Consider the following 24176-nt stretch of genomic DNA (forward strand, 5'->3'; position numbering starts at 1 on the left):
GCGGGCAGCCACGCCGGCTGCCCACGCCTGCATCCAACCCGCCCGACGCTCAACATGCCCTTCAAGTCATTCCATCGCATCCTGATTTTGCTGGCCCCGCTGCTGCTGAGTGCCTGTGCGGCCAACCAGCTTGCCGGATTTGAAAACGCCTACCAGGGCTATAGCGTTCCCGAAAGCTTCGTCGAACGGATTCGTGGCGAATTTAAGAAGAACGGCTTGCCAAACGCCCAGGTTGTTCGGGACAACGTCGGGCGCATTCGCCTGACCGGCAACTATCGGGACGAAGACGAAGTGGATCGCGCCTTCGTGATCGTGCAGTCGATCGTCGGGCTGAAGTCCACCTCGCCGTTCTATCCGGAAAACATCCAGGAGAAGCGCTGGGAAGCCGATGCGCGCCGTGCGCTGGCCCAGTTCGCCAAGAACAACCGCAATGCCAGCGCCAAGGGCGTCAAACGTGCCTTCATCGTCGGCATCAACACCTTTCGCGACAAACAGTTGCGGGAAATCCTGGGCGAAGACGATGCACGACGCGTAAAGACCGAAGCCGAAAGAGCGGGCTACCAGACCACCGCACTCTTCGGCCCGCAGGCGACCAAGGCCAATATCGAAACCGCCATCGAGCGCCTCAAGCAACAACTCTCGCCTAACGACAGCCTGCTGATCTACGTTTCCAGCCACGGCGACCAACCGATCCCATCGGGGCGGATAAAAGACGCCCGCAAGATGTCCATCGTTGCCTACGACAGCGGAGACCCTAACTTTTCCGGCAACAACGAGACGGCTTACAGGCTCAAGGTGCACGACACCTCGGTGCCAGACACGAAAGTGCAGGAACTGGCCCAGCTGCCGACGCGGCAAACCCGCGTCATTATCGATACCTGCTACAGCGGCGATATCCTGAAGGACATCCCGAACGAATCCCGGGCCTACATCCTGAAGACCAACAACGGTTTTCCCGAACGCGCCGGCATTTCCATAGCCGCTTGGAGCGGCGAAGCCTACAGCTCGAAAGGCATTTTCCTGGCCAACGACGGCGCCTCTCCGTCGCCGAAGACCCCGGAACGCAAGCCGGCCTCGACAGGCCAGGCGTATGACATCAACCGTTACACCATCATCACCGCCACCAGCGATGGCCAGGAGTCCTGGGGCCCGTCGGCGGGCGGCAGCTTCGACAGCCCGGTCACACCGGGCAAGAAGCTCCACGGCTCCTTCTTCACCCAGGCCTTCTTCGATTACCTGGAACAGTACGGCGGTCATCTGGAACCCGCCTTCAGCGCGGCCAGGCAGTTCACCTATGAAAAAGTGGCCCGGATTCCGCCACCGCCCAAATGGAACGGTCCCGTACCGATCCAGCAACTGCCACGTCTCAACCCCCCCCTTCCGGTAGGGGATGTCAGCAGCATCTATGACTAAGTGCTCGACTTTGCGAGCCAGCGGACCAATAACCTTTCTTTTTTCGGAGAGTCCAGCACCATGCGATCTTCCCATCGTGCCCTGTTCCTGATGTTGCTGGCCGGCAGCGCCTGCGCTCAGGAGAGCTATAGCGCCAAATCCCTCTTTTTCGGCGAAGACGACTCCGTCGTTGCCGTGTCCACTGACTCGAAAAACAAGGACAAGGCGTCGCTTGCCAACACTCAGGACAGCGCCAAGAAAACCACCACGAACGTGGCCTACAAGAAACCGACCACGCCGCAGAATATTGGCGCTAGCTACTTCATCCGCCTGAAAAATCCGGATGGCACGACCCGTGACGTGCTGTCCAGCCATAAGTTCAAGAGTGGGGAACGCTTCCAGCTTGGGGTCAAGGTCAATCGCCCCTCTTATGTTGCCATCTTCAACGAAGACCCCAGCGGCAACGTCAAGCAAATCTATCCCCAACCTGGCCACGACAACTTCGTGAATGCCATGGGCGTGGTCTTTCTACCCGCTCAGGGCGCGTTCGAGTTCGATCGGGAACCCGGCATCGAACAACTGCTGGTTCATGTTTCCAAGACCCAAATTCAGGCCGGAATGCCCGAGCGCATCAAGAAGATGCGTCCGGACGTCGTCACCCGCCTTCCCGATGCGGCTCCGCTCATCGCGGGGGCAAGCTGCGCACAGCCTGCCACGCCAGACAAGAGCCCACAGCCCTCAGACGGCCGCGACTATGCATCCAAGGGCATCAATTTCACCGATGCTAGCGCTTGCACCGACAACGCTTCAAAGGGTGACTCCTATGCCTCCAAGGGCATTGCCTTCACCGACGACGATACAAGCGGCGGTGCTGGCGGCACGCAGACGGCATCGTATGTCGTCAAAAAAGCCACGGCCCCCGACACCAGCCTGTACTTGAAGATCAAGCTGGTTCACCAATAAGCAGACCGGGTACGGGTCCGACTCTGCGGGCCCCACTCACCGCCTTGATTCCACAGGAAAGAAACCCATGAGCAACAACCACCTGATCGTCGGCCTTGGTGGCACCGGGGGTAAAGTCATCCGCCATCTGCGCAAGACCATTGAGCGCAGCAGGGATGCCCAGGGCAAGAGCCCATCGGAAGCACGCTTCGAATTCCTTTACATCGACACGTCCGAAGACGAACTCCAAAAGAAGGACGAATGGAAGGTTCTCGGCAAGGAAATCGATCTGGCCCGCAGCCAATACATCATCAACAAGGCCAGCGGTGTCCGCCCGGTACTCGACGACCCGGACTCCTTTCCCGGCTTGAAAGACTGGATCGAGCCGCGCAGCGTATTCGATGTTTTCATGGCAACCACTGCAGGGGCTGCCCAGCGACGCAAGCTCGGTCGATTGGTGTTCGCCCAAAACGCAGCCAGCTTCGTGAAGACCTTTGAGGACCGCCTTTCCGTACTCGAGGCGGGTAGCGGAACCACCGGCGCAGTAATCCACATCGTGTGCGGGCTGGCCGGTGGTACTGGCAGCGGCTCTGTCGTGGATGCCGTCGCCCAGATTCGCCACAAGTGCCCGGATGCAAACCGCTACAACATCCTCATCTACGCGATGTTGCCCGAGAAGAACTCCAAGCGCGTCAAGGATGTGGCCGGTTTCTCCCCTTACTACGCGAATGGTTACGCCGCACTGTCGGAACTCAACGCGCTTGCGGTCGGCAAATACAAACCGACCCATCTGCTCGACGGCTCGCGCCTCGAACATGAGATCTATTTCAACGGCTGCTACCTAATCAACAACATCAACGAGCACAACGTACCGTTTGAAGTGGAATCGGAAGTGCCGCGGATCGTCGGTGAGTTCATCTTCCAGAAGACGATGAACAAGGAATGGGAAGGCCTCGGGCGCGCGGAAAAGGGCGAGAACGATATCAAGAACTTCGAGAGCGAAGAAGATATCGGCAAAGCCCGGGCCAAGCTCTTCCTGTCCTTCGGCATCAAGCGGGTGGTGGTCCCCGAACAGGAAATCAAGGAGTTCCTCGCCTACGGCTTTGCCGAACAGGCCACCCGCCAACTGATGTACAACAACTTCCGGCAGGGTGAAGGCTATGCCGACGAAGCGGTGGAAAAGGATTGGGGTTTCGAGGCCCGCAAGCCCGACACCCAGCAATCCCTGCTTCTCACCGACGCCCACCTGACTCTAGAGACCGGCATTCTTGAAGACGACGCCAAGAACGCGTCGTGGAAGCCTCCTCGCGAATACTGGAAGCAGATCGTCAGCTCGCAGGTGCCCGACATCAAGGCCGACAAGACGGTCGAGGAGACCAACTGGATCCACGTGCTGAATAGCCGGCTTGCCAAGGTCTTCGACGACACCTATCGCACCATGGGTGGCGTGCGTAAGTTCTACGAGGTCAAGGGCAACGCGCGCCTCGAGATGGCTCGTCACATTGGCCGCCACATCGAAAAAGATCTGTTTGCCCGCTGGAAGGCCGGTAACGCCTCGCTGATCCAACTGCGTCAATTCACCGACGGCTTGATTGCAATGCTCAATGAACGGCTGGAGCTGCTGTCTGAACGTGTCGCAAAAAACCCCACGGAGTTGGCCGCTATCCAGCAGCGCATCGCCGAGATGTCGGCCCAGTTCAATAAGGTCGGATTCCTTGGCAAACACCTCACCGACAAACGCGGCGCCCTTTTTTCGGACATCAGCAGCCTGCTGCAGGATCTGTACACGCTGAACACCACCCATCAAGGCCTGAAGTTCGCATGCAGCCTGATTCCCTTCGTCAAGGAACAGCTGACCGGACTGCGCGGCACTATCGACGGCCTGCACCAGCACTTGGCCGCAGCTACCGAAAAGGTGAATCAGGAACGGGCTGCACGCCTTGGAAACGCGGACTCCGTCTATCAGAAACGCATCTTCGACCAGAGTGCCATCGGCAACGTCATGAAGGCCCTGATTGTCGACGAGGCTGCCCAGGCTGCGCGTACCCAGCGGGTCCGCCAGTCCCTCATCGAGTTGGCTGGCACCGATGTAGACGGTTTCGATCAACTCTTGCAGGGCGTTTCGCTGGGCAGCGTGATCTCGACCCTATCCCAAGAATCGGCCCGCATCGTCGAGATGGCCCACGCCGAGATCGCCAAGACCCTCCCTCCGGTCCTGCACGTAAACATTGTTGAGCGGCTGCAAAAAAAATACGACGCCAACCCCAGCGGCCTCAAGGAATTCGTCTCCGGACTCTACGAGGAAGCCGGTGCCATGCTGGTATTCAACAAGACCGAGGTAGATCGCATCGTTGCCAATAACGCGGGGGGTAGCCAAGGCCGCACCCAGACCATCGGCGTATTCCTACCCGAGTGCGAGAACCAGAAGGACTTCCGCAGTACCTTGTCCACGCTGTTCGAGGAGCAAAAGGATCCTGCCTCCGACACCAAGGTGACGGTCGGCAAGCTATCCAATCAGATCGTGATCATGAAGATTGCCTCTCTGATGCCGGCGCGCTTCGTCGAGTCCTTGGGTGAGCTCAAGCGTCACTACGACGGTCTCCTCGGCGACTCCAAGGAAGCCGTACTGCTCCACGGCGAGGGCGATGGCAAGAAACTACCTCCTCTCTTTGCCCGCTCAGCTTCCGAACTCAAGGCCCAGGCCAAGCGCAAGCCCTATGTCCTCATCGCCCACCTGCTTGGCATGGTGAAGGAACGTCAAAACAAGACCAGTGGCCTGATGGAATGGGTATTCACCCATATCGCCAACGGCCTCCCAAAGGTCCAGGTGCTGCAGGGCAAGACATGGCATGACGTACTTGAGGGCGATCACCCCGCTGAAATCCAGACAGCCATCGAAAAGGAAGTCGGGAAACGCATCGACGCAGAATACAAGCACATCGACAAAAAGATCGAATTGCGCGATGCCTATCGGCAGATGGTGCTCACCTGCTTCACCGATGCGGGTGAAGACGACCAGGATCCGGCATTCCTGGCCCTCAGTGCAATGCAGACCCCTCTCCTCGAAATCGTTGGCGCGCCGGCCGAAAGCGACTAACACAGCAGCTCTCGACCGACGCCCAATAGCATCGGTCGAGCCACGCATGAATTCGATACTGTCATACCAAAGAGAACCAATATGCCGAAATATAAATGTATAAGCCTTGGTGACTGCGACAAGGCTAACTCGCTCGAAATCTTCGAACGCGCCCCTGGCGAAGATCTGAAATGCCCGGCCTGCGGCACCCCGCTGCAAATCGTTGAGGCACCCAACGGTGGCGGTGGCGGCGGAATCAAACCGCCACTAATCGTCGCAGCAGTCGCCGCCGTGGCTGCGCTGGCTGGCGGCGGATATTACTTCACGACGGGTCATAACAAGACGCCAGAAGTAGCATCTCCCACTCAGGAGGCCTCGGTGCAGCCCCCTGTCGCAAACCCGGTCCCCAGTGCCGTCGCAGCGACAACAAATTCGGCCGTGACGCCGGGTATCGCGCCCTCCGAAGCCGAAACCAAGGCCCTGCGTCAGGAAAGCCAGGACAAACTCACTTCCGGCGACGCCGCCAGCGCAGAACAAGCCAGCAATAAGGCCGCGTCCAATGAAATGCTCAAGCTGGCCATCGCCAAGATGACCCAAGGCAAGCTTGAGGATGCCGAGAAGGATCTCGTCGCGGCCCGCGAACGTGACCCCAAGCAGCCGCTGGTTTCTTACAACCTAGCGGTGTTGCGCCTCAAGCAACATCGCCCTGATGATGCATTGAAGGAATTTGAAGCCAGTTTCATGGCCGGCTTCAGCCATTTCGACCAGATGGATCAGGATCCCGATCTAGACGGCCTACGCAAAGACCCCCGATTCACTGCGCTTGTCGCTCAATACCGCGCACAATCCAAATGACCCATCGCATTTCCGGACTCATCCCACGCTTCGCCCTGAGCATTTTCATAGCCATTCTTCTGGGAGCATGCAGCGCTGAATCCGACAGCGAGCGCATCCTGGGTCATTGGCGTGCCGAACGTGTTCAACTACAGGGCATCAGTGTGCCGATGGGGCCGGAATTCGTGGTGAATCGCAATGAACTACGATCAATGGATGGAGATATCACCATCCCCATCTCATCGATCAACCCCAGCGGTGATACCGTCACTCTTGAGGCCCCCCTGGGCTTAGGCCTGTCCTTCCGCTTCGAGAACACCAACCGGATATCCTTTGACATGCCGCTAGTCGGCAAAATCTATTACCAACGTGTCGCAGCTGTCGGGCCGGCCCTCGCAGCTCCTGACACTCCAATAGAAAAACCGGCGGTCATTATCCCGCCAGCAGCCCCGAACGCTCCCGTCAGCCTATCGACGAACCAACCCAGCGGATTTTCCAGTTCGCAGCCCATAGTCTCCCAGCCGATTCAATCCCCCCCAGCAGATCAATCGGCAAGTTCGGTGGATTTGATCCGTGAGGCCGAGCGCAAGCTGGCAGCGGACAAGCTGAGCGAGGCTGAGGCTTTGCTGATCCAGGCCCGCAAACAGTACGGCAATGATCCGATGGTGGATTACAACTTTGCCATTTTGCACATGCGCCACGGCGACCCGGACAGTTCCGTACGCAGCCTGCGAGACGCCTTCTTACACGGATTTCGGGGATTTCAATTACTGGATGCATCTCCAGACCTGGCCCCCCTCGGTAACGACCCCCGCTATATGGCACTACTCACGCGCTATCGCTGAATGACAGCCCCTTCCTTGTCAAAGATCCATTTCGCACAATCAAAAACTAACTCGACCGAAAAGGTCTCCATTTCAGCATAGAAGCGCGCCCATTCAGAAAACAGTGCAGCCCCTCAACCGTCACCGATCAATGTGCCGAAGATAGGCGGTCACTGCTACTCGTCACGCCATGCATGCCGCACTATCGTACGTTGCTGGCGAATCCCATCCTGCAACGCATTCCCCGCTTGCACCGCGGCCCCTTGCCTTACCCGTCATAGATAAAATGCATACTCGCTTCAATACACTCCTAGTTGCTGCGGCTCTATCCATCCTGGTATCTCCCACCTTCTCAGCGTCAAATGACCCAGGCTTCAAAGCGTGTCCTCAATTCTTTCCTGGGGCAATTCCCAAGGTTCCCAACGCCGACCGACTGATCGCTCGTGAACTTTGCTTCGATGCCTTTGCTGTACTGCACTCTGGGGTGAGCAAAACGCCCATCTACTCCGTAGAAAAACTCACAGCAGATCAACTTCAGGACGCAAAAGATGAGGTTCGGACCAACAGGTTCTTTGCTGACGCTCGCCTCCGCTCCACCGAACGAGCGACCCTGGAAGACTACAAGGGGTCCGGCTACGACCGTGGCCACATGGCTCCCGCCGGTGACATGCCCACAGCCCAAGCGATGGCTCAATCATTCTCGCTCGCGAACATGATCCCGCAAGCACCAGAAAACAACCGAGGGGTTTGGGCTAAAGCGGTCGAGAAGGCAACTCGCCAGTACGTCATGCGGGCCGGCGGGCCAGTTTACGTGTTCACAGGGCCTGCTTTCGATCAGCAGCCCCAAAAGATCGGTCCTGGGCAAGTCTGGGTCCCGGCACATCTCTATAAACTTGTGTATGACCCGCAGGCCAATCGCGCTTGGGCTTACTGGATCGAGAATCGGGACGATGCTCGCGGCAGTAAGCCGATTTCGTATGAGGAGCTTGTGAAACGCACCGGAATCGAATTACTACCCGGGGCTCAACCTAAAGGCTAGGAAAATATGTCGAAGGCATGCCTGTATATCTTTCGTCTAATTGACTCAAGGCAATTCCGTTCATAGCATTCGGGGATACTCCCCAAAAGGAAGAAAATTATGAAAAAATTCCTGAAGTCGTTCGCTGCCGTCGCGGCAGGCTTTGCAGCCCAGTCCGCCTCAGCCGCCATCCCAAACACTCCGCTTGAACCGAGCAAGAGCCTCGATACCGCATCATCGGCCAGTGCTCAAGGTTCCGAAACAATCGCGGTCCGCACCGATGCTGGTGATGTCTTCAACTTTGTGATGAAACGTTCCGCTGTGACCGGTCAGATGATGGCCTACCATCATTCGCACTCATCACACGCTTCTCACGCCTCCCACAGTTCGCACTACTCCAGCCGTTACTAACTCCAACGGGTAGGCCGAACCGCTGAAGCCGGTCTGCGGGCCGTTTTTTTTTGGACTTCCCTTCCGTGGCTCTACGTCTAGCATTAAACGAAACCGTCTATTCCATTGAAGCTGTCCAGAAGGCGGCCTACCGCTTCATTGATCGGCTGACGATCCTGATCTCGAAGGATGGTGACCAGATTGTGTGCGAGATCAATCAAATTGAGGGCCGGCATCAGGACCTCCAGGCCGTCGTAGACGACTTCAAGCGCGAGCTTCTGGACCAACAACTGCGTGCGCAGATTAAGGCTGAAACCGAGCCCGTGCGAAACCTGATCCTGGCGCTTGCGTTCTCACGGTCTGGACTTCAGGCATGAGCAGGTTTGAACCACTTCAGTACTTTCTTCCCGATCCTGGTCGTTATGAACTACTCCCGTTCCGCTTCGAGTGGATTAATGAACAGGAGGCCGTCATCACCAACGCTGTCGGAGAGTTCTTGTTTATCGACCGTGATCAACTCAATCTACTTGTCAAGCATCAACTCCCTCCTTCAAGTCCAACCTATGGTGAGCTTCGGTCCCGCCAGTTCATCCGCGAACCTGAAGATGTAGCGAGCCTTGAACTTCTCGCAATCAAAACTCGTACGCGTTACGAGCATTTGCGCAACTTCACCAACTTGCACCTTTTCGTCGTGACGCTCCGATGCGATCACAGTTGCCAGTATTGCCAGGTCTCCCGGCAGTCGCAGGACAAAGCGGCCTTTGACATGTCGGTCGAAACCGCTAACCAAGCGCTTGAGTTGGTTTTCAGATCCCCCAATCCAGCGATCAAGATCGAATTTCAAGGGGGCGAACCACTCCTCAATTTCGACCTGATCCGTCATGTGGTCGAGACTGCCGAAGAACGAAACCGCGCGGAAAACCGTAGTCTACAATTCGTCATCGCGACGACTCTTTCTCTCGCGACGGATGAAATTCTAAGTTACTGCCGGGACCACAAGATCTACCTTTCATCGTCACTGGACGGCCCTGAGGATCTCCACAACAAGAATCGTCCTCGGCCCGGTCGCGACAGCTACGCCAAGTTTGTCTCAGGCCTGCGCCGCGCACGGGACATCGTGGGTTACGACTCGGTATCGGCCCTAATGACTACGTCGCCAGCCAGCATGAACCGTGTGAAGGACATCATCGACGAGTACTTAAGGCATGACTTTGACGGCATATTCCTCCGGCACCTCTCGCCCTACGGTTTTGCCGTCAAAACTCGCACCTACCAAGCCTACAACGCCGATCGTTGGCTGGAGTTCTACCGCGAGGGGATGGAGTACATTCTGGAGCTCAACAGGAGGGGAACGCCCTTCGTCGAGCAGTATTCGGTCATCCTTCTGACGAAGATGCTGACCGCGAACGACCCTGGTTTCGTAGACCTGATGAACCCCTCTGGCGCCGGAATCGCCGCAGTCGTCTTCAACTACGACGGAGATGTCTACGCTTCGGATGAGAGTCGGATGCTCCACGAGATGGGTGACTCCACATTCCGGATCGGTAATGTTCACCAAAACACTTACGAGGAGATTTTCACGGCTGATGGGCTTCTGACCGCCCTAGAGGACTCCTTCACGCTATCCGCGCCTATGTGCTCAGATTGTGCCTTCGAGCCGTGGTGCGGGGCAGATCCAGTCTTCCACCACGCAATGTTCGGCGACGCTCTCGGCCGAAAGCCAGAATCAGAATTCTGTAAGCGCACGATGGGCGTAATCCGATACCTTCTGGACAAGATGCGCTCCGACAAGGACGCCAAGGCCATCTTCATGAAGTGGGTAAGCCGATGCTGACGCTCGCCGGCAAAGTGATTGAACTCAGGCAACAGCCTGCCACCACTCAGCGGGTTTTGAGCCTCAGCACCAACCCAAACCTCCCCCCGCCACTCAGGGGTAGAAAAGCGTTTCTCCAGACGACTGCAGCCCCGTTGCCGGAAGGTTTTCAGCACTATCTGACATACGGCGAGCCGCCTTCAGAGTTGCCGGGTGGGGCGGATTGCACGGTGCTTGGGCCGGAGTTCGACTATCTCGACGATGGAGACGTTATCGCGCTGGGAAACGGGCGACTCCGCTCTCTGTTCCGGGCCTCGTCGAAACACAACAGCTTGCTGCTGACTGAGCAGTGCAACAACTATTGTCTGATGTGTTCCCAGCCGCCCAAGCGCATCGATGATCGGTGGCTTCTCGACGAGGCACTGGAGGCTGTTCGTCTGATGCCCAAGGAAACCACATCCCTGGGCATCACAGGTGGTGAGCCGACTCTCTTCGGTGATGGGTTCATTAGTCTGCTGCGTCACATCAAGAACTGGTTACCCCAGGCCTCACTGCATGTGCTCTCGAACGGGCGCAAATTCGCCGACGGTGCTTTTGCTCGGGCCTATGCGGCGGTCGAGCATCCGGACCTAATGATCGGTGTCCCCGTGTACTCAGACGATCCGGCCCTCCATGACTACGTTGTGCAGGCGCGTGGTGCTTACGATGAGACAATTCGGGGCATCCTGAACCTCAAACGCTACGAGCAGAAAGTTGAACTCCGGGTCGTCCTCCATAAGCAAACCTACGCGGGCCTCCCGCGGCTGGCCGAGTTCATCGCTCGGAACTTGCTCTTTGTCGACCACGTAGCCCTAATGGGGCTCGAAATGACGGGCTTCACCCGCGCAAACATCGATGCCCTTTGGATCGATCCGATTGACTACCGGGATCAACTCCGTGACGCGGTGGGGATCCTGCATAGCTACGGTATCCCGGTATCGGTATACAACCAACCGCTCTGCCTAGTGGCCGAGAATGTTGAGCCTTACTACGTCAAATCGATATCTGATTGGAAGAATGAGTTTGCACCTGAATGCGCGCCGTGCATACGAAAGAATGAATGCGGCGGATTGTTCTCGTCGGGAGTCCAGCACGGCTACAGTAAATTCTTAACACCTTTTGGATAGCGGCCGACCTTGTTGAACAATTGGGCTACGGGCGTGATTGCTGCAGCCCCAGACGGATTTCCGCCACAGCCACCGTTACCGGGCGCCTGGATCAGCGTAATCGTCAATATTGCGCTGACGATCGTACAGGTGCTTGCCGGCCTCCTCTCCGGCTCTCAAGGCCTGATTGCCGACGGCGTGCACTCCCTGTCCGATCTGATTGCTGACTTCGTCGTTCTGCTGGCAGTGCACCACAGCAAGAAGGAGCCTGACGCGGATCACCACTACGGACATCAGCGTTACGAGAATGCCGCCTCCCTGGTTCTGGGCGGCCTGCTACTCGCGGTCGGCGTCGGGATGGTGCTGTCGGCGGTACATAAACTGCAGACGCCCGAGTCTATTCCCACCGTGCATCTGCTTGCGCTTTGGGTGGCACTCGCCGCACTGATCGCCAAGGAGCTGCTGTTCCGTTACATGCTGAGCGTTGCCAAGCGCGTGCGTTCAAGCATGCTAGTCGCCAACGCCTGGCACGCCCGCTCCGACGCAGCCTCATCCCTGGTGGTGGGGATCGGCATCGCCGGCAATCTGCTGGGTTTTGCGCTGCTTGATCCGATCGCCGCCCTGGTAGTCGGATGCATGGTCAGCAAGATGGGATGGAGCTTCATGTGGGATGCCTTGCATGACCTTACGGACCGGGCCGCCGACGAAGAGCAAATTGCCGCGATCTCAACGGAGCTTCTGGCCGCCCCCGGCGTTCTGGGGTTCCATGAACTGAGAACACGCAAGACGGGCGACATGATCCTGGCCGACGTCCATCTGGAAATCAACGGGAACCTCACCGTTACAGAAGGGCATGATATTGCCAAGCAAGCTCGTATCAACGTGATGGCCAAACACCCGGTGTTATACCTACTTGTTCACGTTGACCCTGTCATTTCGAGCTCTACGCTCTGTTACGCGACGTCACCACAGCACTCGACTGCGACGCCGCCTCAACCTGTGGGGAAATGAAGCGAGAAGCACGTACCGCCCGCAGGCAGATTGCGGACCGTGATGTGCCCCCCGTGGAGGTTCATTATCTCGCGGGAAATGGATAGCCCGAGACCGGTTCCGCCAGCGCCGGTCTGCGTCCGGCTCGACAGGTTAAAGCTTTCGAAAATGCTCTCCAGTTCATCGTCGGGAATTCCCGGCCCCTGATCGACGACATCGAGCCGATAACTCTCGGGCTGCTCCGTGGTTTCTCTGTGCTCGATAACCAGACTGAGCACAATTTCCGAGTTCAGCGGCGAGAACTTGAGGGCATTCCCCAAGATATTTGCGAGCACCTGACCGATGCGCTGGGCATCGGCGCGAAGCGGCAGCGGGACATCTGGTCGGTCCAGACGGACCACGATATTGCGGTGGTTCGCCGTATCAGCAAAAGAGTCACGGACCGTGGCGATCAAATCGCCGAGATCTGCATGCCCGATATCGAGCACGATGCGCCCTGTATCGAGGCGCGACAGGTTCAGCAAATCATCCACGAGCTGGGAAAGCTTGACCGTACTTTCATGGATGCGAGCGAAATAGCTGCCGAGCTTGTGCCGATCGGCATCGGAATGCCGCTGGAAGCCCAACTGGGCAAAGGCCATGATGGCGTGCAGCGGCGTGCGCAACTCGTGGGACATCCGCATCAGGAAATCGCTCTTGGCCCGGTTGGCGCGCTCGGCCTCCTGCTTGGCCAATCGCAAGTCGCGGGTGCGCTCCTCGACCATCGTGAACAGCCGGTCGCGATGTTGTCGCAATTCGGCGGCGGCGCGGCGTTCATGCTGGCTCAAGGCAGCCAGCACGTCGCTGGTGAATCCCACGCCCTGCAATTCGCCCTCACAGACAACAACGAAACTCTCCGGCTGCACCCCCGGCTTTTCGCCGACCAGTCGGTCGGCAATCTCCTGGATCGGGGCCGCGGCATCGATAACCATCGGGGCATCGTCCATGACCTTGGTACAGCGTTTCTTGCCATAGACCTCCCAGTGGAAGCGGCCGGCAATCTGCACCATGAAGCTCTGCCGATTGATCAGCCCGATCAGCATCCCATCAGCGAGGACAGGGAGGCACTGAATGTGCGGATGAGCTTCGAAGATCTCGAAAACTTCAACGTTGCGGGTCGCCGAATCAATGAAGAGGACCGTGTGGCACAGGTCTGCAGCGGTACGCGCCATCGAGCCCGCTGCCTGGACAAGGGATGCTTTGCCAGAAAAAGTGCTTCTATAAGCCGCGGATGCACAACGCGAAGGAGCTGCGAGATATGGAGCCGCCTAGCCGGTGAAGGATTCGAACTCGACGACACTTCGGGTCATCATCACCGGCAGCCGGGCCTCCCTCAGGCGGGCCAGCAGCAGGCCAGCCTGGTCGGCATCCATGAGCAGCTCGACGACGACGGTCTTGTCCATCAGGGACTCCATGAGGTCGTCGTCGTGATGCCCGTCGGTACGGAAGCCGGCGATAGCGCGAAAAGCGCTGCCGTTCAGCACGCCCAGTTCGGCGGACTGCTCAAGCAGCCACTCGTAAGCCAGCTTCTTGTCGTGCCGGTGGTTTTCGTGGATGTAGAAACGCAGGCAGTGGCGTTGCATGGGCACGGACTGGACTCCCGCCGAATTGGGAGTGGGGTCGTCCTGCCGGCATTCACATGGCAGGACCGGCATTTGCGGCGGGCTATAGGGCTTGAGCAGACTGAGGATCCACATGCACCCAAAGCTAACCTGGTTTGGCTACGGGAATTTTACAGAGTGGCCGCTTCCCAGTTGTTTCAACTTACGAAAATGGCCGCAACCTCACCCCTCTAGGGTCTGCGTAAGCGACTGGCGTCAGTAGCCTCGAATTCCTTGCGTGAGCCCTCTAACAAGTACCGAAAAAGCAGCACTTTCCTATCGCGCTGCATGCCTAGAAACTCCAGCAACTCGACCAGCCAACCGCTGAATTAGGGTTGGCTGTCTTGTTGCTAAAACATTAGCCTGCGCGATTGGCCTGAGTATTATCAGAGCCACAACGCGGACATGTCGCCGCATCCGCCTGACGGTCATTTTCATGACCAGCTTCCCACTCGTGCCCACAATCTTCACAAACATGGTTGTATTGACGCATACGTCTCTCCTTTTAAAAGCAAAAAATCTGAGCCCTACTTCACTTCCTTCGGATAGTTGGGCCCGACAACAATGCAACGCTTCATTTTTTGATTGGCCCAGATTTGGATCGAGCCGCTAAAAGTCACCTTCTTGCCATCCAACGGCATCAAGCGCTCTTCGTCTTTGTCGTCATACTTGACGCAAACAGCTTCTTTGCCAGATTGGATCCAATACTGCATTGTCGCGTACATCAACGTTCCACTTACGGTACCGTTTTCGGTTGCGATCAGCTTAGGCGCACCTCCAGCTTGAGCAGACATACCTGCAACAGCAAGGGCCGTTGCGACAATAAAACGACGAATCACCTTCATTTCACCCTCGAAAAGTAATCAGACATTTGAATTCTTCCACCTTCGCAAAGATGTAGGAATGCTGGGTTAGACAACCTCACCAAACGGCCCTACTTCTTATGCTTATTCAGTTCTTTTTCTTGAGCAGAGATAACGGCAGGCAAGACCTCACCAAATGCAAACTTTGTTACGTTGAACAAACCTTTGCCAACGATTTTTAAGCCAGCGATGCTCTTATCAGCGGCACTCGCACCATATCTGAGCTCATCGAGCTCGCCTGAAACGCTGAGATACTTTTTTTCACCATCTTCTTCGCTCATCACGCCTCCTATTTTCCGAAAAAATCAGCCCGACAATCAACTGAGCTTATCAAGCTCGCGCTTGATTTCTTTCTCTTTCTTGTCGGCTTCACGAATTTTGGCAAGCAAAGACTCATGCTCCTTTTTCAGCCGAGTCTTTTCCTCTAAGCCGTAGGAGTTATCGATATCGCGCCGCAGTGCTGTTTCCTTATCGACGAGCCTGTCGTACTCCTGCATAGCGGCTACATGCTTTCTAGCCAAATCGTCTCGCGTGCTGCTCATGCTTCACTTCTCCAATAGCCAACACCCTGTCATTCAAGCTACCAACCACACCTAACGGCAACCCTGCTCGCTTGCAAGTACGACCAGCAATGCAGTCTGCACAGCACGACGCAAACCGTCCTTGGGGAAAGGACAGGCAAGCAGCATGTACCCACGTCATGTCGAGCATCGCATATCGATTGGTATTTTTCAACAACCAAATGGTTGTCTTTGTTTGGCGCCGTTCTCGCAGACTTTCGGAATGGCACGCAACCCAGACAATCAGGCCTTCGCGGCACGACTGAAGCAGGCGCTCAAACGGGGACCCAGGAAGATCGAATCCCCCTCTGAACTCGCGCTGCAGTTCAACTTAAGCCATCCAGGTAGTCAGATCACAAACCAGGCCGCTCAGAAATGGCTCGCGGGGCTCAGCAAGCCCGCCCCTGACAAGATCAGTACCTTGGCCACGATGCTGAACGTATCCGCGCAATGGTTGCGCTATGGCATCCCAGAAGCTCAGCCCACCGCCAACGCAGGCGGGAGCATCACCGCAGCAGATCTACGTCTGGAGACGCTTACCCCTAGCGATCTGAAACTTCTTCAGCGCTACCGCTCGTTGTCTGAGCACCAAAAGAACCTAATCGCTGAGCTTATAGAACAGTTGGCCCTAGATCGCGAAATGTGGATTACGAAAGGAAGCCAATAACTACGCACGGCCCTCACTTGGCAATCTTGAGAGCTCTTTGCGAGCCAAAACGAAGGACTCTCCGAAAGGAGTTTTCTATTACTAAAAAAACAATCAATCAACAAAGCGTGAGCGGCTCACTCTCCTCGCCAGACCAGACAGAAAATGTCAAACGGATTCGATTTCAACTGCTATATAGAAGATAAAGTAGACTACGAAAACACTCGCGAACCCCGCAAAAGCATCCTTAACAAGGAAATTATCGAAGAAAGCTTTCTCTTCTCGAAAGAAACGCTTCAAGAGGAGATCAATCGGATAAAAGATAGAATTCTTGAAGAATACGCAGAAGAAATTTCCGCCACCGACATCGCGGGACTCACGAGCACTCACGACAGCATCTCACGCGAAACCGCCACTCAAACTCTCTACAATCTTGTTGTAAATGGCAAATACACCTCACTATTAGAAATAATTTCAAATGCATCGTGGTGCATTGAAAGAGCGCAAGACGCGCTAAACGATGGCAAAACAAAGGACGCTCAAGAATTTACAGCATACGCATCTCAACTCTTAGAGTCGCCTCTCCCTGACGAAGCGTCCCCCAAAATCGTCAAGGCAAACCCATTTCTACAACGATGTGCCGAGGCGTTATTTATTCTTGAGTACACGGCCGAGACTTTTTTTAAGCTGCGCGCGCCATCCGAAGACTACATAGCCCTGTACAACGCGGCTCTGGAGAGATACCGCAAGGACACGAATGGCGACCTTTACTCCGACATTCATTCCGACGGCTTTTCTGCGCCACCACTGGAAAGAACTTTTCCTATAAAAAGGGGACTTTCCAACCTCCTATTCATTAGGTTTCTAATTATAGATTACTTAAACCTCAAGCAGCCCCATGAGGTTACGTACAACCTATTATTAGTCCCCATTTTTATTCGCCAAACATTCATTGCACCACCTAACGACGGCTCACCTCAGGCAAGAGGGAGAAGAGGTGCCATAGCAAGGATAGAGACCTTGAATGCGATCAAGGCGGAGCTCAAGGCAAGAGTCCTTGGCGTCATGCAAGCGCCTGAACATGCAGCTCACTGGAAATCCAAGGAAAACGCCTGTGAGTTTTTGGCGAAACACCTACTTCCAAGTCAGAGCGAAAAGGCCCAGGACAAGCTTTCCGGTCAAATCAATCGTTTATTCAAGTCTGACGAAGATATCAAAAAACTCTACAAGTCACTGAACGAAAACCTGAAATCCACACAAAAGCGCAAGTAGGCATTCCTCGGCAAGAGCACTTACAAAGCCACCTCTTCCGGCATGGTTGATTCCGCACGCTTTGAATCGCCCCGGGTTTCGCGGAGGCCATTTGGTTTAAGTCAGGCCATGACAGCCTGAGCGGTTTGACTGCGGTGATAGTTTGCCTCAGCTTCAGCCGGCGGCATGTAGCCAATAGGGGCGAGCAGCCGATGATGGTTGAACCAGGCCACCCACTCGAGGGTTGCCAGTTCCACCGCTTCAGCACTTTTCCATGGGCCACGGCGATGGATCAACTCTGCTTTGTAGAGTCCGTTGATCGTCTCGGCCAAGGCGTTATCGTAGCTGTCCCCCTTGCTGCCAACCGACGTCTCGATGCCCGCCTCGGCGAGTCGCTCGGTGTAGCGGATGGACACGTATTGCGACCCTCTATCCGAATGATGGATCAGGGCATCCCGCTGGGGCTGGCGTGCCCATAAGGCTTGCTCCAGTGCGTCCAGCACGAACTCGGTGTGCATGGAGCGGCTGACGCGCCAGCCGACGATGTAGCGGGCAAACACATCGACGACGAAGGCGACGTACACGAATCCCTGCCAGGTCGAGACATACGTGAAGTCGGAGACCCAGAGCTGATTCGGGCGCTCGGCCACGAACTGCCGATTGACCCGGTCCAGCGGACAAGGCACAGCGGGATCCGCGCGAGTCGTGCGGACGGCGCTTCCACGCCGGGCGCCGACAAGTCCCTCGGCCCGCATCAGACGTTCGACGGTGCAGCGAGCCACCTCGATGCCTTCCCGCTGCAACTGCCGCCACACCTTGCGCACGCCATACACCCGCAGATTGGCCTGCCAGACCCGCTGGATATCCCCGATCAAGCGTTCGTCGCGCAGCGCCCGGGCGCTACGCAGATCAGGGTTGCGCCGACGTGCCGCCCGGCGTCGATACGCCGACGGGGCAACCTGCAAGACCTTGCAGATCGGCTCGACCCCGAGACGCTCCCGGTGCATGTCGATGAAGTCGTGGGTCACTTGTTGCGGCGGTCGAGCTCCGCCTGCGCGAAATATGCGCTAGCCAGGCGCAGGATCTCGTTGGCCCGTTTCAGCTCCCGAACCTCCCGCTCCAGTTCCTTGATCCGTGCGGTCTCGGCACTGCTGACCCCGTCCCGCTGTCCGGTATCCCGCTCGTGCTGCCGAACCCAGGCGTGCAGTGTCTGGGCCGTGCAACCGATCTTCGCTGCAATCGACTGGATCGCTGCCCATTGCGACGGGTGCTCACTGCGCTGCTCGAACACCATCCGCACTGAACGCTCACGTACTTCCGGGGCGTATTTCGTTGTCTTTTTCATGGCTCCATCTTCTCAAGAGTAGGAGCCTCCGCGAAACCCGGGGCGATTCACTTCTCTTTAAGCCTTGGCATCCCTCCCCGGTTGTAAGAGCGACGTCCATCAGGCATCACAAGCTTCAGGATAACGTCGACCTTCGTCAGATAGATGGCTACCTTATCCTTCAGAATCGCCCTGGGCTCGATGTCGCCTCTATTAATTCGTCCAATTCCGCAAGCCTTATAGGCCCCTTTATTGGCATTACAGTTCCAGTACACGCCCTTGCCGTTGGTGATCACCTTTTTCCAGTACTCACCGATCTCCATCGCGATCGTGACGTCCTGCTGACGCTTTGAACCATCAAAAAGCAGGAGCAGGTGATAGTGGAACCCTTTATCGAGGCCATACTCGAGCTTCCAAGCGTATCCCACCATATTTTTAAAAATCCGGTTGCAGCGCCGATTATTAAAGAGGCGCTCCCGGCAGGTAATCGCTTCCTCAAACGTAACGGGACTCTTCAATCCACTTGGCCAACGATGATCCTTGCCGAAACCGAGATCAAGTCGAATCACAATAAGTCTGGAGTGCTTTTCAAACAGCCTATCTATGTATCGACATAGACCCAGATAGTTTTCGTTCGGTACTCTCCGGAAGAGACTCACACGGCTCTTGAACGCCCGGCTATGAAGCCGAGTACGAATACGTTTCACGCAAACGCTCAATGCACGACACCATGCTTCGAGTGCACCAGGCTCACTCGCTTTCACCGACTGGGCCAAATCATCCAGCCTGGCTGCCTTCACGCACTCCTCGAAGAGCTCAAAATGCGGAGTGAACGCATGCTGCTCGAAATGACGCTTGATCTCCCCGATGTCGTAATTCAGCGCTGCAATGAACCGCTCCCCCAGAGGAAACTTTTTCAAGTAGAGCCCTCCCCTCTTTCTCTCCTCCAACGCAAACAGAGCATGTTCTGACGCTCCGATATCTTTCATCAGGCGTTCTATCTGGGACAACTCCGTCATCAAATCATACTCGACAGTCAAAGCTACCTTTGTCTCGCCTTGACTCTCGAAATACGTAACAGTGCTTTCGATCAGAGCACGTTCAATTTCATTGCGTTCTTCCTCTTGGTCTATCTCCGTCTTTTTCGCCATTCATCTTTCCTTCCCTGACAGGCAATCCATTCATTTTAAGACTCTTCTCACGCCTCCTTTCATGTGAACGAGCTCATATTCTCTCTTATTTATTTTCACTCCTTTCTCTTCATTAGTTTCGATTATATAAATACCAACACTTCTACTCTTTGCAAATCCCCATTTCGATGCGGAAATAAGTTAAACACCCCCTCTACCTTCAGACCATTTATAAAAAACACTTATACAAAGTTAACGTAGCTAATAGCCAATTCAGCCCATACGTTTTCTCAGCCTGGCCATTACTCTCGCTGACTGACGCTCGCGAGAATCCAGGCGTCGATTTCGGATTCGAGCCATCCCACGGCCTGCAGGCCGATTTTGAAAGGCCGTGGAAATGTCCGGTCGTATCGAGGTGAGTTTGGGTTCAAGCGGTCATACACCGTTGACCGAGCCAGTCCTGTTCGCGACACAACGGTCTTCAACCTCACCACCTTCGGCCTCGTTTCAGCGCTCGGAATCATGCCGTCCTCCTCAAGTTTGATCACGGGTGCAGGGTAGGAGGAACTGCGTCAGACGTGAATTCGCGTTGGCCAGTATTTTTTTACTGGCCAAACGCTCTTGACAGAAAAGAAAAACAAAGGCAAGGAAGTTTATGCACAGATTCATTGGGTGTAATTGGGTGTAGCGGGAGGCACAGAATGCGTCGTGCCCATGGCAAGGCAGGCGTCAGAGCGCGCAACAAGGCAGGCTCCCCTCCCGCGCAAGACTTCGCCGACACGACATCGAGCCATGTAGAGCGGCACGCGGCGCCGAACCGACGCTGACAGATGGGGCATAAGACAGGTTGACTCTCCCGCCCCCGCCCCATAAGCCAATCTCTCCCCGCCCCCCTCTACCGACGGCACTGCGTCAGCACGTTTCCCACATCGGATGCCTCCGAAGGTCCACAGGAGAAGTGGCGTCCCAGTGCCCGCTCAGCCACACCGGTATTAAAAGTTGGCTCTTTTAAATGAAAAGTTAGCTCTCCAGATGTCTGCCGAGCGGGGGTCGAATCCCCACTCGGTGGCTAACCCAGGCGCCACGTACTACTCAAATAATGGTGTGCATGCAGTAAATTTTTACCAAGGCACCGCCATGAGTGCCTTCCTTCCCCAGTGGCTCAGGGATGCCTGGCAGCCCGATTCAAATTAATTTCAGTCACATATCACTCCAGTGAGCTAGCGGAGATACCAACGATCAAGCCCTCTCGGACGCCTCACCTGACAGGGGTGCCGGGACGGGTTGTATGCCGCACTGCCGGTCTCTCATCTGCTCATTCCTTCCTGCCCGAGCCCCTCCCGGCTCGGGCTTTTTTCATTCCGGAGATGATCATGCCTTCTGTGACTGAATCGCCGATCCCTGCCTCGCCACTCTTCGATCTCGGCGAAATCTGCTGTACCCCTGGCGCCCAAGCCTTGCTCAAGGCGCACAACCTGCACCCCATCCGCTTCATTGCCCGCCATCTGCACGGGGACTGGGGTGATCTCGATGCGGAGGATGTGGCGGCCAATCAGCAAGCATTGATCAACCACACCCGACCGCTGTCCGCCTATCCCTTGCCGAATGGCGAGCGCCTGTGGGTGATCACCGAAGCCGACCGGCGCATCACGACGCTGCTGCGTCCCGATGAGTACTGAACGCCCCCTGGTTGCACTGCCTTTCTTCTTCTCACCGTTTCTTCAAGGAGTTCGTCATGTCTATTCACTGTCCTCATTGCCAATCCTCCCGTATCGCCCCCCGAGATCGGGCCAAGAAAGCCGGCAGCGTCATCGGCACAGCCAGTGGTGCTGCCACGGGTGCGGCTGGTGCGCTGAGCGGTGCCGAGATCGGTGGCACGGTTGGCGCCGTCGGTGGGCCTGTCGGCATCGCCCTAGGCGGGCTTTTTGGCGCGCTACTCGGCGGCTTGATCGGCGGCGCCACGGGCGGGATTGCCGGCGCCCGGGTCGGGGAGGCTGTCGATGAGCACGTGCTGGATAACTATCAGTGCCTCGACTGCGGCCACACCTTCAGCCAGCGGCGCTAGTTCGCCTTCGCTTCACCTTCCTGGCGCTTCCCCTCCGCACAGCACTTCGGCTGTTGCTCCCCTTTGTCCTGACGTGCCCTGGCGGGCTTTGCCCCGCGGCCTGATCACGTCCCCAGCTTTTGAAAGGCATCACCATGGCTCACCTTATCGAAAACATGGCCTACGTCGGCGAGGCTCCCTGGCATCAACTCGGCAATGCCCTGCCGCCCCAGCAACCACTGGAGGTGTGGGCTGACAAAGCCGGCATGAACTGGCAGATCCTCGAAACACCGGTCTGCTACCTGGCCGAGAAGGCCGGCAGCCTCGGCTCGATCAAAACCTTCGCCGATCAGAAGGTGCTGTACCGCAGCGACACGCATCAGCCGCTGTCGGTGGTCAGTGACCGCTATCAGGTCGTCCAGCCCCGGGAGGTGCTGGAGTTCTATCGGGATCTGGTGGAGATCTCGGGGTATGAACTGGAAACAGCCGGCGTACTCAAGGAAGGCCGGAAGTTCTGGGCCTTGGCCCGGACCGGCAAGGAGACGGTCCTCAAGGGCAACGATCTCGTGATGGGCTATCTGCTCCTCGCTACCTCCTGCGACGGCACCCTCGCCACGACAGCGACGCCAACGACCGTGCGGGTCGTCTGCAACAACACGCTGACCGTGGCGCTGAACGGTGCGAGCGCCGCGATCAAGGTGCCCCATCGCACCAGCTTCGATGCCCAGGCAGTCAAACAGCAGTTGGGCGTCGCGGTCTCCCAGTGGGATGCCTTTATGTACCGCATGAAGACCTTGTCCGAACGGAAGGTGAAGAGCCATGAGGCGATGAACTACTTCCTGCGGGTGCTGTGCAACAGCGACTCGATTCAGGACTCGGGTCGGGGTCTCGTCAACGAGCGGGCGCTCAAGAAGGTCCAGGCCATGTATGGCGGCGATGGTCACGGCGCGGAGCTGGATGCCGCCAAAGGCACGGCCTGGGGTTTGCTCAATGCGGTCACCGAGTTTGTCGATCACGAACGACGGGCGCGCAATGACGCCTATCGCCTCGACAGCGCGTGGTTCGGTCAGGGCGCGGTGCTCAAACAGCGTGCGCTCGATGAAGCCCTGGCCTTGGCGGCCTGAATCCGGCTCGGTTTCGTTTCTCCTCCCCAGTTTTCGCCCTATCTCCCCTCCCCGCCCGGTGTGTGCCGGCCGGGGATTTCTTTCGTCTTCGTTTTAGTGAAAGGAGCCGTCATGACGGCCGTTGCCCCTTCGCTTGAGGTTCGCCCCGTGAAAAAGGCGCTCAAGCTCGTCAAGACCCGGGAGCTGTCCCGGGAGGCCTGGCTGGATGTGCGCAAGCGCGGGATCGGCAGTTCAGATGCCGCTGCCGCGGTGGGACTCAGTCCCTACAAATCGCCGCTGGAGCTCTGGCTCGAGAAAACCGGCCGGGATGCCGCTCTCCCCAAGGCTGATCCCCACGACGAAGCCTCCCCGATGTACTGGGGAACCCTGCTGGAACCCATCGTCGCCACCCACTACAGCCGGCGCACCGGCCACAAGGTGCGGAGGGTAAATGCAGTCCTGCAGCATCCCGACGCCCCATGGATGCTCGCCAACATCGACCGGGAGGTGATTGGCGCGCCAGAGGTGCAGATCCTGGAGTGCAAGACCGCCGGTATTCACGGCTCCTTCCACTGGAAGGACGGGGTGCCGGAGTACGTGCAGTTGCAGGTGATGCACCAGCTCGCGGTGACCAGCAAGCAGGCTGCGGATGTGGCAGTGCTGCTCGGTGGCCAGGAGCTACAGATCCATCGCATCGAGCGGGACGGGGAGCTGATCGACAAACTGATCACACTGGAGGCAGCGTTCTGGCGTTACGTGGAGACGGACACCCCGCCCCCGGCGGATGGGTCTGAGTCGGCAGAGCGTGCCTTGCGCTGCCTGTACCCGTTCGATTCGGGTCGCATCCTGGACTTTTCCGAGGATCGGCCGATGTCGGCGCTGTTCTCCGACCTGGTGAATGTACGGCTGAGTCTCGCCCGGGACGCCGACGTGGAGTCGCAACTGAAGCAACAGATCCAGGAGCGCATGGGCGATGCGACACGGGCGCTCTTCGAGACGGGGGAAGTAAGCTGGAAGCGGAGCAAAGACAGCAGCGTGCTCGATGTCTCCGCCCTCACCCGCGACTACCCGGAACTCAGCGGACAGTACGTCAAAACCAAGCCCGGTGTTCGGCGCTTCGTCGTCACCGCCTGACGGGACGGCATAGCGGCCATGCCCACAGGCATGGCCGTCACAGAGGAATTTCGGCCT

At 57.0% G+C, this 24176-nt stretch carries 26 protein-coding genes and 1 other annotated feature; of the genes, 17 read left to right on the forward strand and 9 right to left on the reverse strand.

Annotated features, from left to right (window positions below; all coding sequences use genetic code 11):
• Positions 1-54: 54 nt before the first annotated feature.
• The 11 genes from AC1PPK_RS19140 to AC1PPK_RS19190 all read left to right on the forward strand — a co-directional run bounded on the left by AC1PPK_RS19140 (position 55) and on the right by AC1PPK_RS19190 (position 12445).
• Positions 55-1413, forward strand: coding sequence for a caspase family protein (locus AC1PPK_RS19140; protein ID WP_481114609.1), 1359 nt, complete (start codon positions 55-57; stop codon positions 1411-1413).
• A gap of 60 nt (positions 1414-1473) precedes the next feature.
• Positions 1474-2355, forward strand: a complete 882-nt coding sequence (locus tag AC1PPK_RS19145) for a DUF4384 domain-containing protein (RefSeq protein ID WP_481114610.1) — start codon at positions 1474-1476, stop codon at positions 2353-2355.
• Between the two features lie 67 nt (positions 2356-2422).
• Positions 2423-5431 carry a tubulin-like doman-containing protein gene (locus AC1PPK_RS19150; protein WP_481114611.1) on the forward strand — a complete coding sequence of 1003 codons (3009 nt, stop codon included), beginning with the start codon at positions 2423-2425 and terminating at the stop codon, positions 5429-5431.
• 81 nt (positions 5432-5512) lie between these two features.
• Positions 5513-6265, forward strand: coding sequence for a tetratricopeptide repeat protein (locus AC1PPK_RS19155; RefSeq protein WP_481114612.1), 753 nt, complete (start codon positions 5513-5515; stop codon positions 6263-6265).
• Positions 6262-7089, forward strand: coding sequence for a tetratricopeptide repeat protein (locus tag AC1PPK_RS19160; RefSeq protein ID WP_481114613.1), 828 nt, complete (start codon positions 6262-6264; stop codon positions 7087-7089). Before AC1PPK_RS19155 ends, AC1PPK_RS19160 begins: the two co-directional genes overlap by 4 nt.
• A 265-nt stretch (positions 7090-7354) precedes the next feature.
• Positions 7355-8107, forward strand: coding sequence for a DNA/RNA non-specific endonuclease (locus tag AC1PPK_RS19165; RefSeq protein WP_481114614.1), 753 nt, complete (start codon positions 7355-7357; stop codon positions 8105-8107).
• 99 nt (positions 8108-8206) lie between these two features.
• Positions 8207-8497, forward strand: a complete 291-nt coding sequence (hxsA2, locus tag AC1PPK_RS19170; RefSeq protein ID WP_481114615.1) for a His-Xaa-Ser repeat protein HxsA2 — start codon at positions 8207-8209, stop codon at positions 8495-8497.
• Positions 8498-8562: 65 nt separating this feature from the next.
• Positions 8563-8853, forward strand: coding sequence for a His-Xaa-Ser system protein HxsD (gene hxsD, locus AC1PPK_RS19175; RefSeq protein WP_481114616.1), 291 nt, complete (start codon positions 8563-8565; stop codon positions 8851-8853).
• Positions 8850-10310 carry a His-Xaa-Ser system radical SAM maturase HxsB gene (gene hxsB, locus AC1PPK_RS19180; protein WP_481114617.1) on the forward strand — a complete coding sequence of 487 codons (1461 nt, stop codon included), beginning with the start codon at positions 8850-8852 and terminating at the stop codon, positions 10308-10310. Before hxsD ends, hxsB begins: the two co-directional genes overlap by 4 nt.
• A complete protein-coding gene (gene hxsC, locus AC1PPK_RS19185; protein ID WP_481114618.1) occupies positions 10304-11455 on the forward strand; it encodes a His-Xaa-Ser system radical SAM maturase HxsC in 1152 nt (383 codons plus the stop codon). The genes hxsB and hxsC overlap by 7 nt, the downstream gene beginning before the upstream one ends.
• 33 nt (positions 11456-11488) lie before the next feature.
• Positions 11489-12445, forward strand: a complete 957-nt coding sequence (locus AC1PPK_RS19190) for a cation diffusion facilitator family transporter (protein WP_481114619.1) — start codon at positions 11489-11491, stop codon at positions 12443-12445.
• Here the strand turns inward: AC1PPK_RS19190 and AC1PPK_RS19195 are convergent.
• The 6 genes from AC1PPK_RS19195 to AC1PPK_RS19220 form a co-directional block, all read right to left on the reverse strand.
• Positions 12427-13635: an ATP-binding protein gene (locus AC1PPK_RS19195; protein ID WP_481114620.1), complete on the reverse strand. Its 1209-nt coding sequence runs from the start codon at positions 13633-13635 to the stop codon at positions 12427-12429. The two genes, AC1PPK_RS19190 and AC1PPK_RS19195, sit on opposite strands and share 19 nt — an antisense overlap.
• A 96-nt stretch (positions 13636-13731) precedes the next feature.
• Positions 13732-14046 (reverse strand): DUF190 domain-containing protein, encoded by a 315-nt coding sequence (locus tag AC1PPK_RS19200; RefSeq protein WP_481118236.1) that lies wholly within the window; start codon positions 14044-14046, stop codon positions 13732-13734.
• A gap of 376 nt (positions 14047-14422) precedes the next feature.
• Entirely contained in the window at positions 14423-14557 is a 135-nt protein-coding gene (locus AC1PPK_RS19205) for an FmdB family zinc ribbon protein (protein WP_481114621.1), read from the reverse strand.
• 34 nt (positions 14558-14591) lie between these two features.
• Entirely contained in the window at positions 14592-14909 is a 318-nt protein-coding gene (locus AC1PPK_RS19210) for a hypothetical protein (RefSeq protein WP_481114622.1), read from the reverse strand.
• An 89-nt stretch (positions 14910-14998) separates the two neighbouring features.
• Positions 14999-15208, reverse strand: coding sequence for a hypothetical protein (locus AC1PPK_RS19215; RefSeq protein ID WP_481114623.1), 210 nt, complete (start codon positions 15206-15208; stop codon positions 14999-15001).
• A gap of 36 nt (positions 15209-15244) precedes the next feature.
• Positions 15245-15469: a hypothetical protein gene (locus AC1PPK_RS19220; protein WP_481114624.1), complete on the reverse strand. Its 225-nt coding sequence runs from the start codon at positions 15467-15469 to the stop codon at positions 15245-15247.
• 145 nt (positions 15470-15614) lie between these two features.
• Here AC1PPK_RS19220 and AC1PPK_RS19225 point away from each other — a divergent pair, with 145 nt between their 5' ends.
• The gene (locus AC1PPK_RS19225) at positions 15615-16154 is read left to right on the forward strand and encodes a hypothetical protein (protein WP_481114625.1); all 540 of its coding nucleotides are present in this window, start codon (positions 15615-15617) and stop codon (positions 16152-16154) included.
• A gap of 144 nt (positions 16155-16298) precedes the next feature.
• On the forward strand, positions 16299-17405 hold the full coding sequence (locus AC1PPK_RS19230; protein ID WP_481114626.1) for a hypothetical protein: 1107 nt from the start codon (positions 16299-16301) through the stop codon (positions 17403-17405).
• Positions 17406-17506: 101 nt separating this feature from the next.
• Here the strand turns inward: AC1PPK_RS19230 and AC1PPK_RS19235 are convergent.
• The 3 genes from AC1PPK_RS19235 to AC1PPK_RS19245 form a co-directional block, all read right to left on the reverse strand.
• Positions 17507-18729 (reverse strand): IS3 family transposase gene (locus AC1PPK_RS19235; protein WP_481113787.1). Its coding sequence is split into 2 segments (ribosomal slippage): positions 17507-18447 and positions 18447-18729, totalling 1224 coding nucleotides; the frame shifts between segments, so codons are not numbered across the junction.
• Positions 18335-18451, reverse strand: a sequence feature (AL1L pseudoknot). (Overlaps the previous gene by 117 nt.)
• Positions 18730-18776: 47 nt before the next feature.
• Complete coding sequence (locus AC1PPK_RS19240) at positions 18777-19859, reverse strand: YagK/YfjJ domain-containing protein (protein ID WP_481114627.1); 1083 nt, start codon at positions 19857-19859, stop codon at positions 18777-18779.
• A gap of 281 nt (positions 19860-20140) precedes the next feature.
• The gene (locus AC1PPK_RS19245) at positions 20141-20362 is read right to left on the reverse strand and encodes an AlpA family phage regulatory protein (RefSeq protein ID WP_481114628.1); all 222 of its coding nucleotides are present in this window, start codon (positions 20360-20362) and stop codon (positions 20141-20143) included.
• An 849-nt stretch (positions 20363-21211) separates the two neighbouring features.
• Between AC1PPK_RS19245 and AC1PPK_RS19250 the strand changes: the two genes are divergently transcribed.
• The 4 genes from AC1PPK_RS19250 (at position 21212) to AC1PPK_RS19265 (ending at position 24119) form a co-directional block, all read left to right on the forward strand.
• Positions 21212-21517, forward strand: a complete 306-nt coding sequence (locus tag AC1PPK_RS19250) for a hypothetical protein (protein ID WP_481114629.1) — start codon at positions 21212-21214, stop codon at positions 21515-21517.
• A gap of 56 nt (positions 21518-21573) precedes the next feature.
• Positions 21574-21903 carry a hypothetical protein gene (locus AC1PPK_RS19255; protein ID WP_481114630.1) on the forward strand — a complete coding sequence of 110 codons (330 nt, stop codon included), beginning with the start codon at positions 21574-21576 and terminating at the stop codon, positions 21901-21903.
• 134 nt (positions 21904-22037) lie between these two features.
• Positions 22038-23006, forward strand: coding sequence for a DUF932 domain-containing protein (locus AC1PPK_RS19260; protein ID WP_481114631.1), 969 nt, complete (start codon positions 22038-22040; stop codon positions 23004-23006).
• A gap of 111 nt (positions 23007-23117) precedes the next feature.
• Positions 23118-24119, forward strand: a complete 1002-nt coding sequence (locus AC1PPK_RS19265) for a YqaJ viral recombinase family nuclease (RefSeq protein ID WP_481114632.1) — start codon at positions 23118-23120, stop codon at positions 24117-24119.
• The last annotated feature ends 57 nt before the right edge of the window (positions 24120-24176 follow it).

The organism is Zoogloea sp. JDB1 (assembly GCF_056724025.1).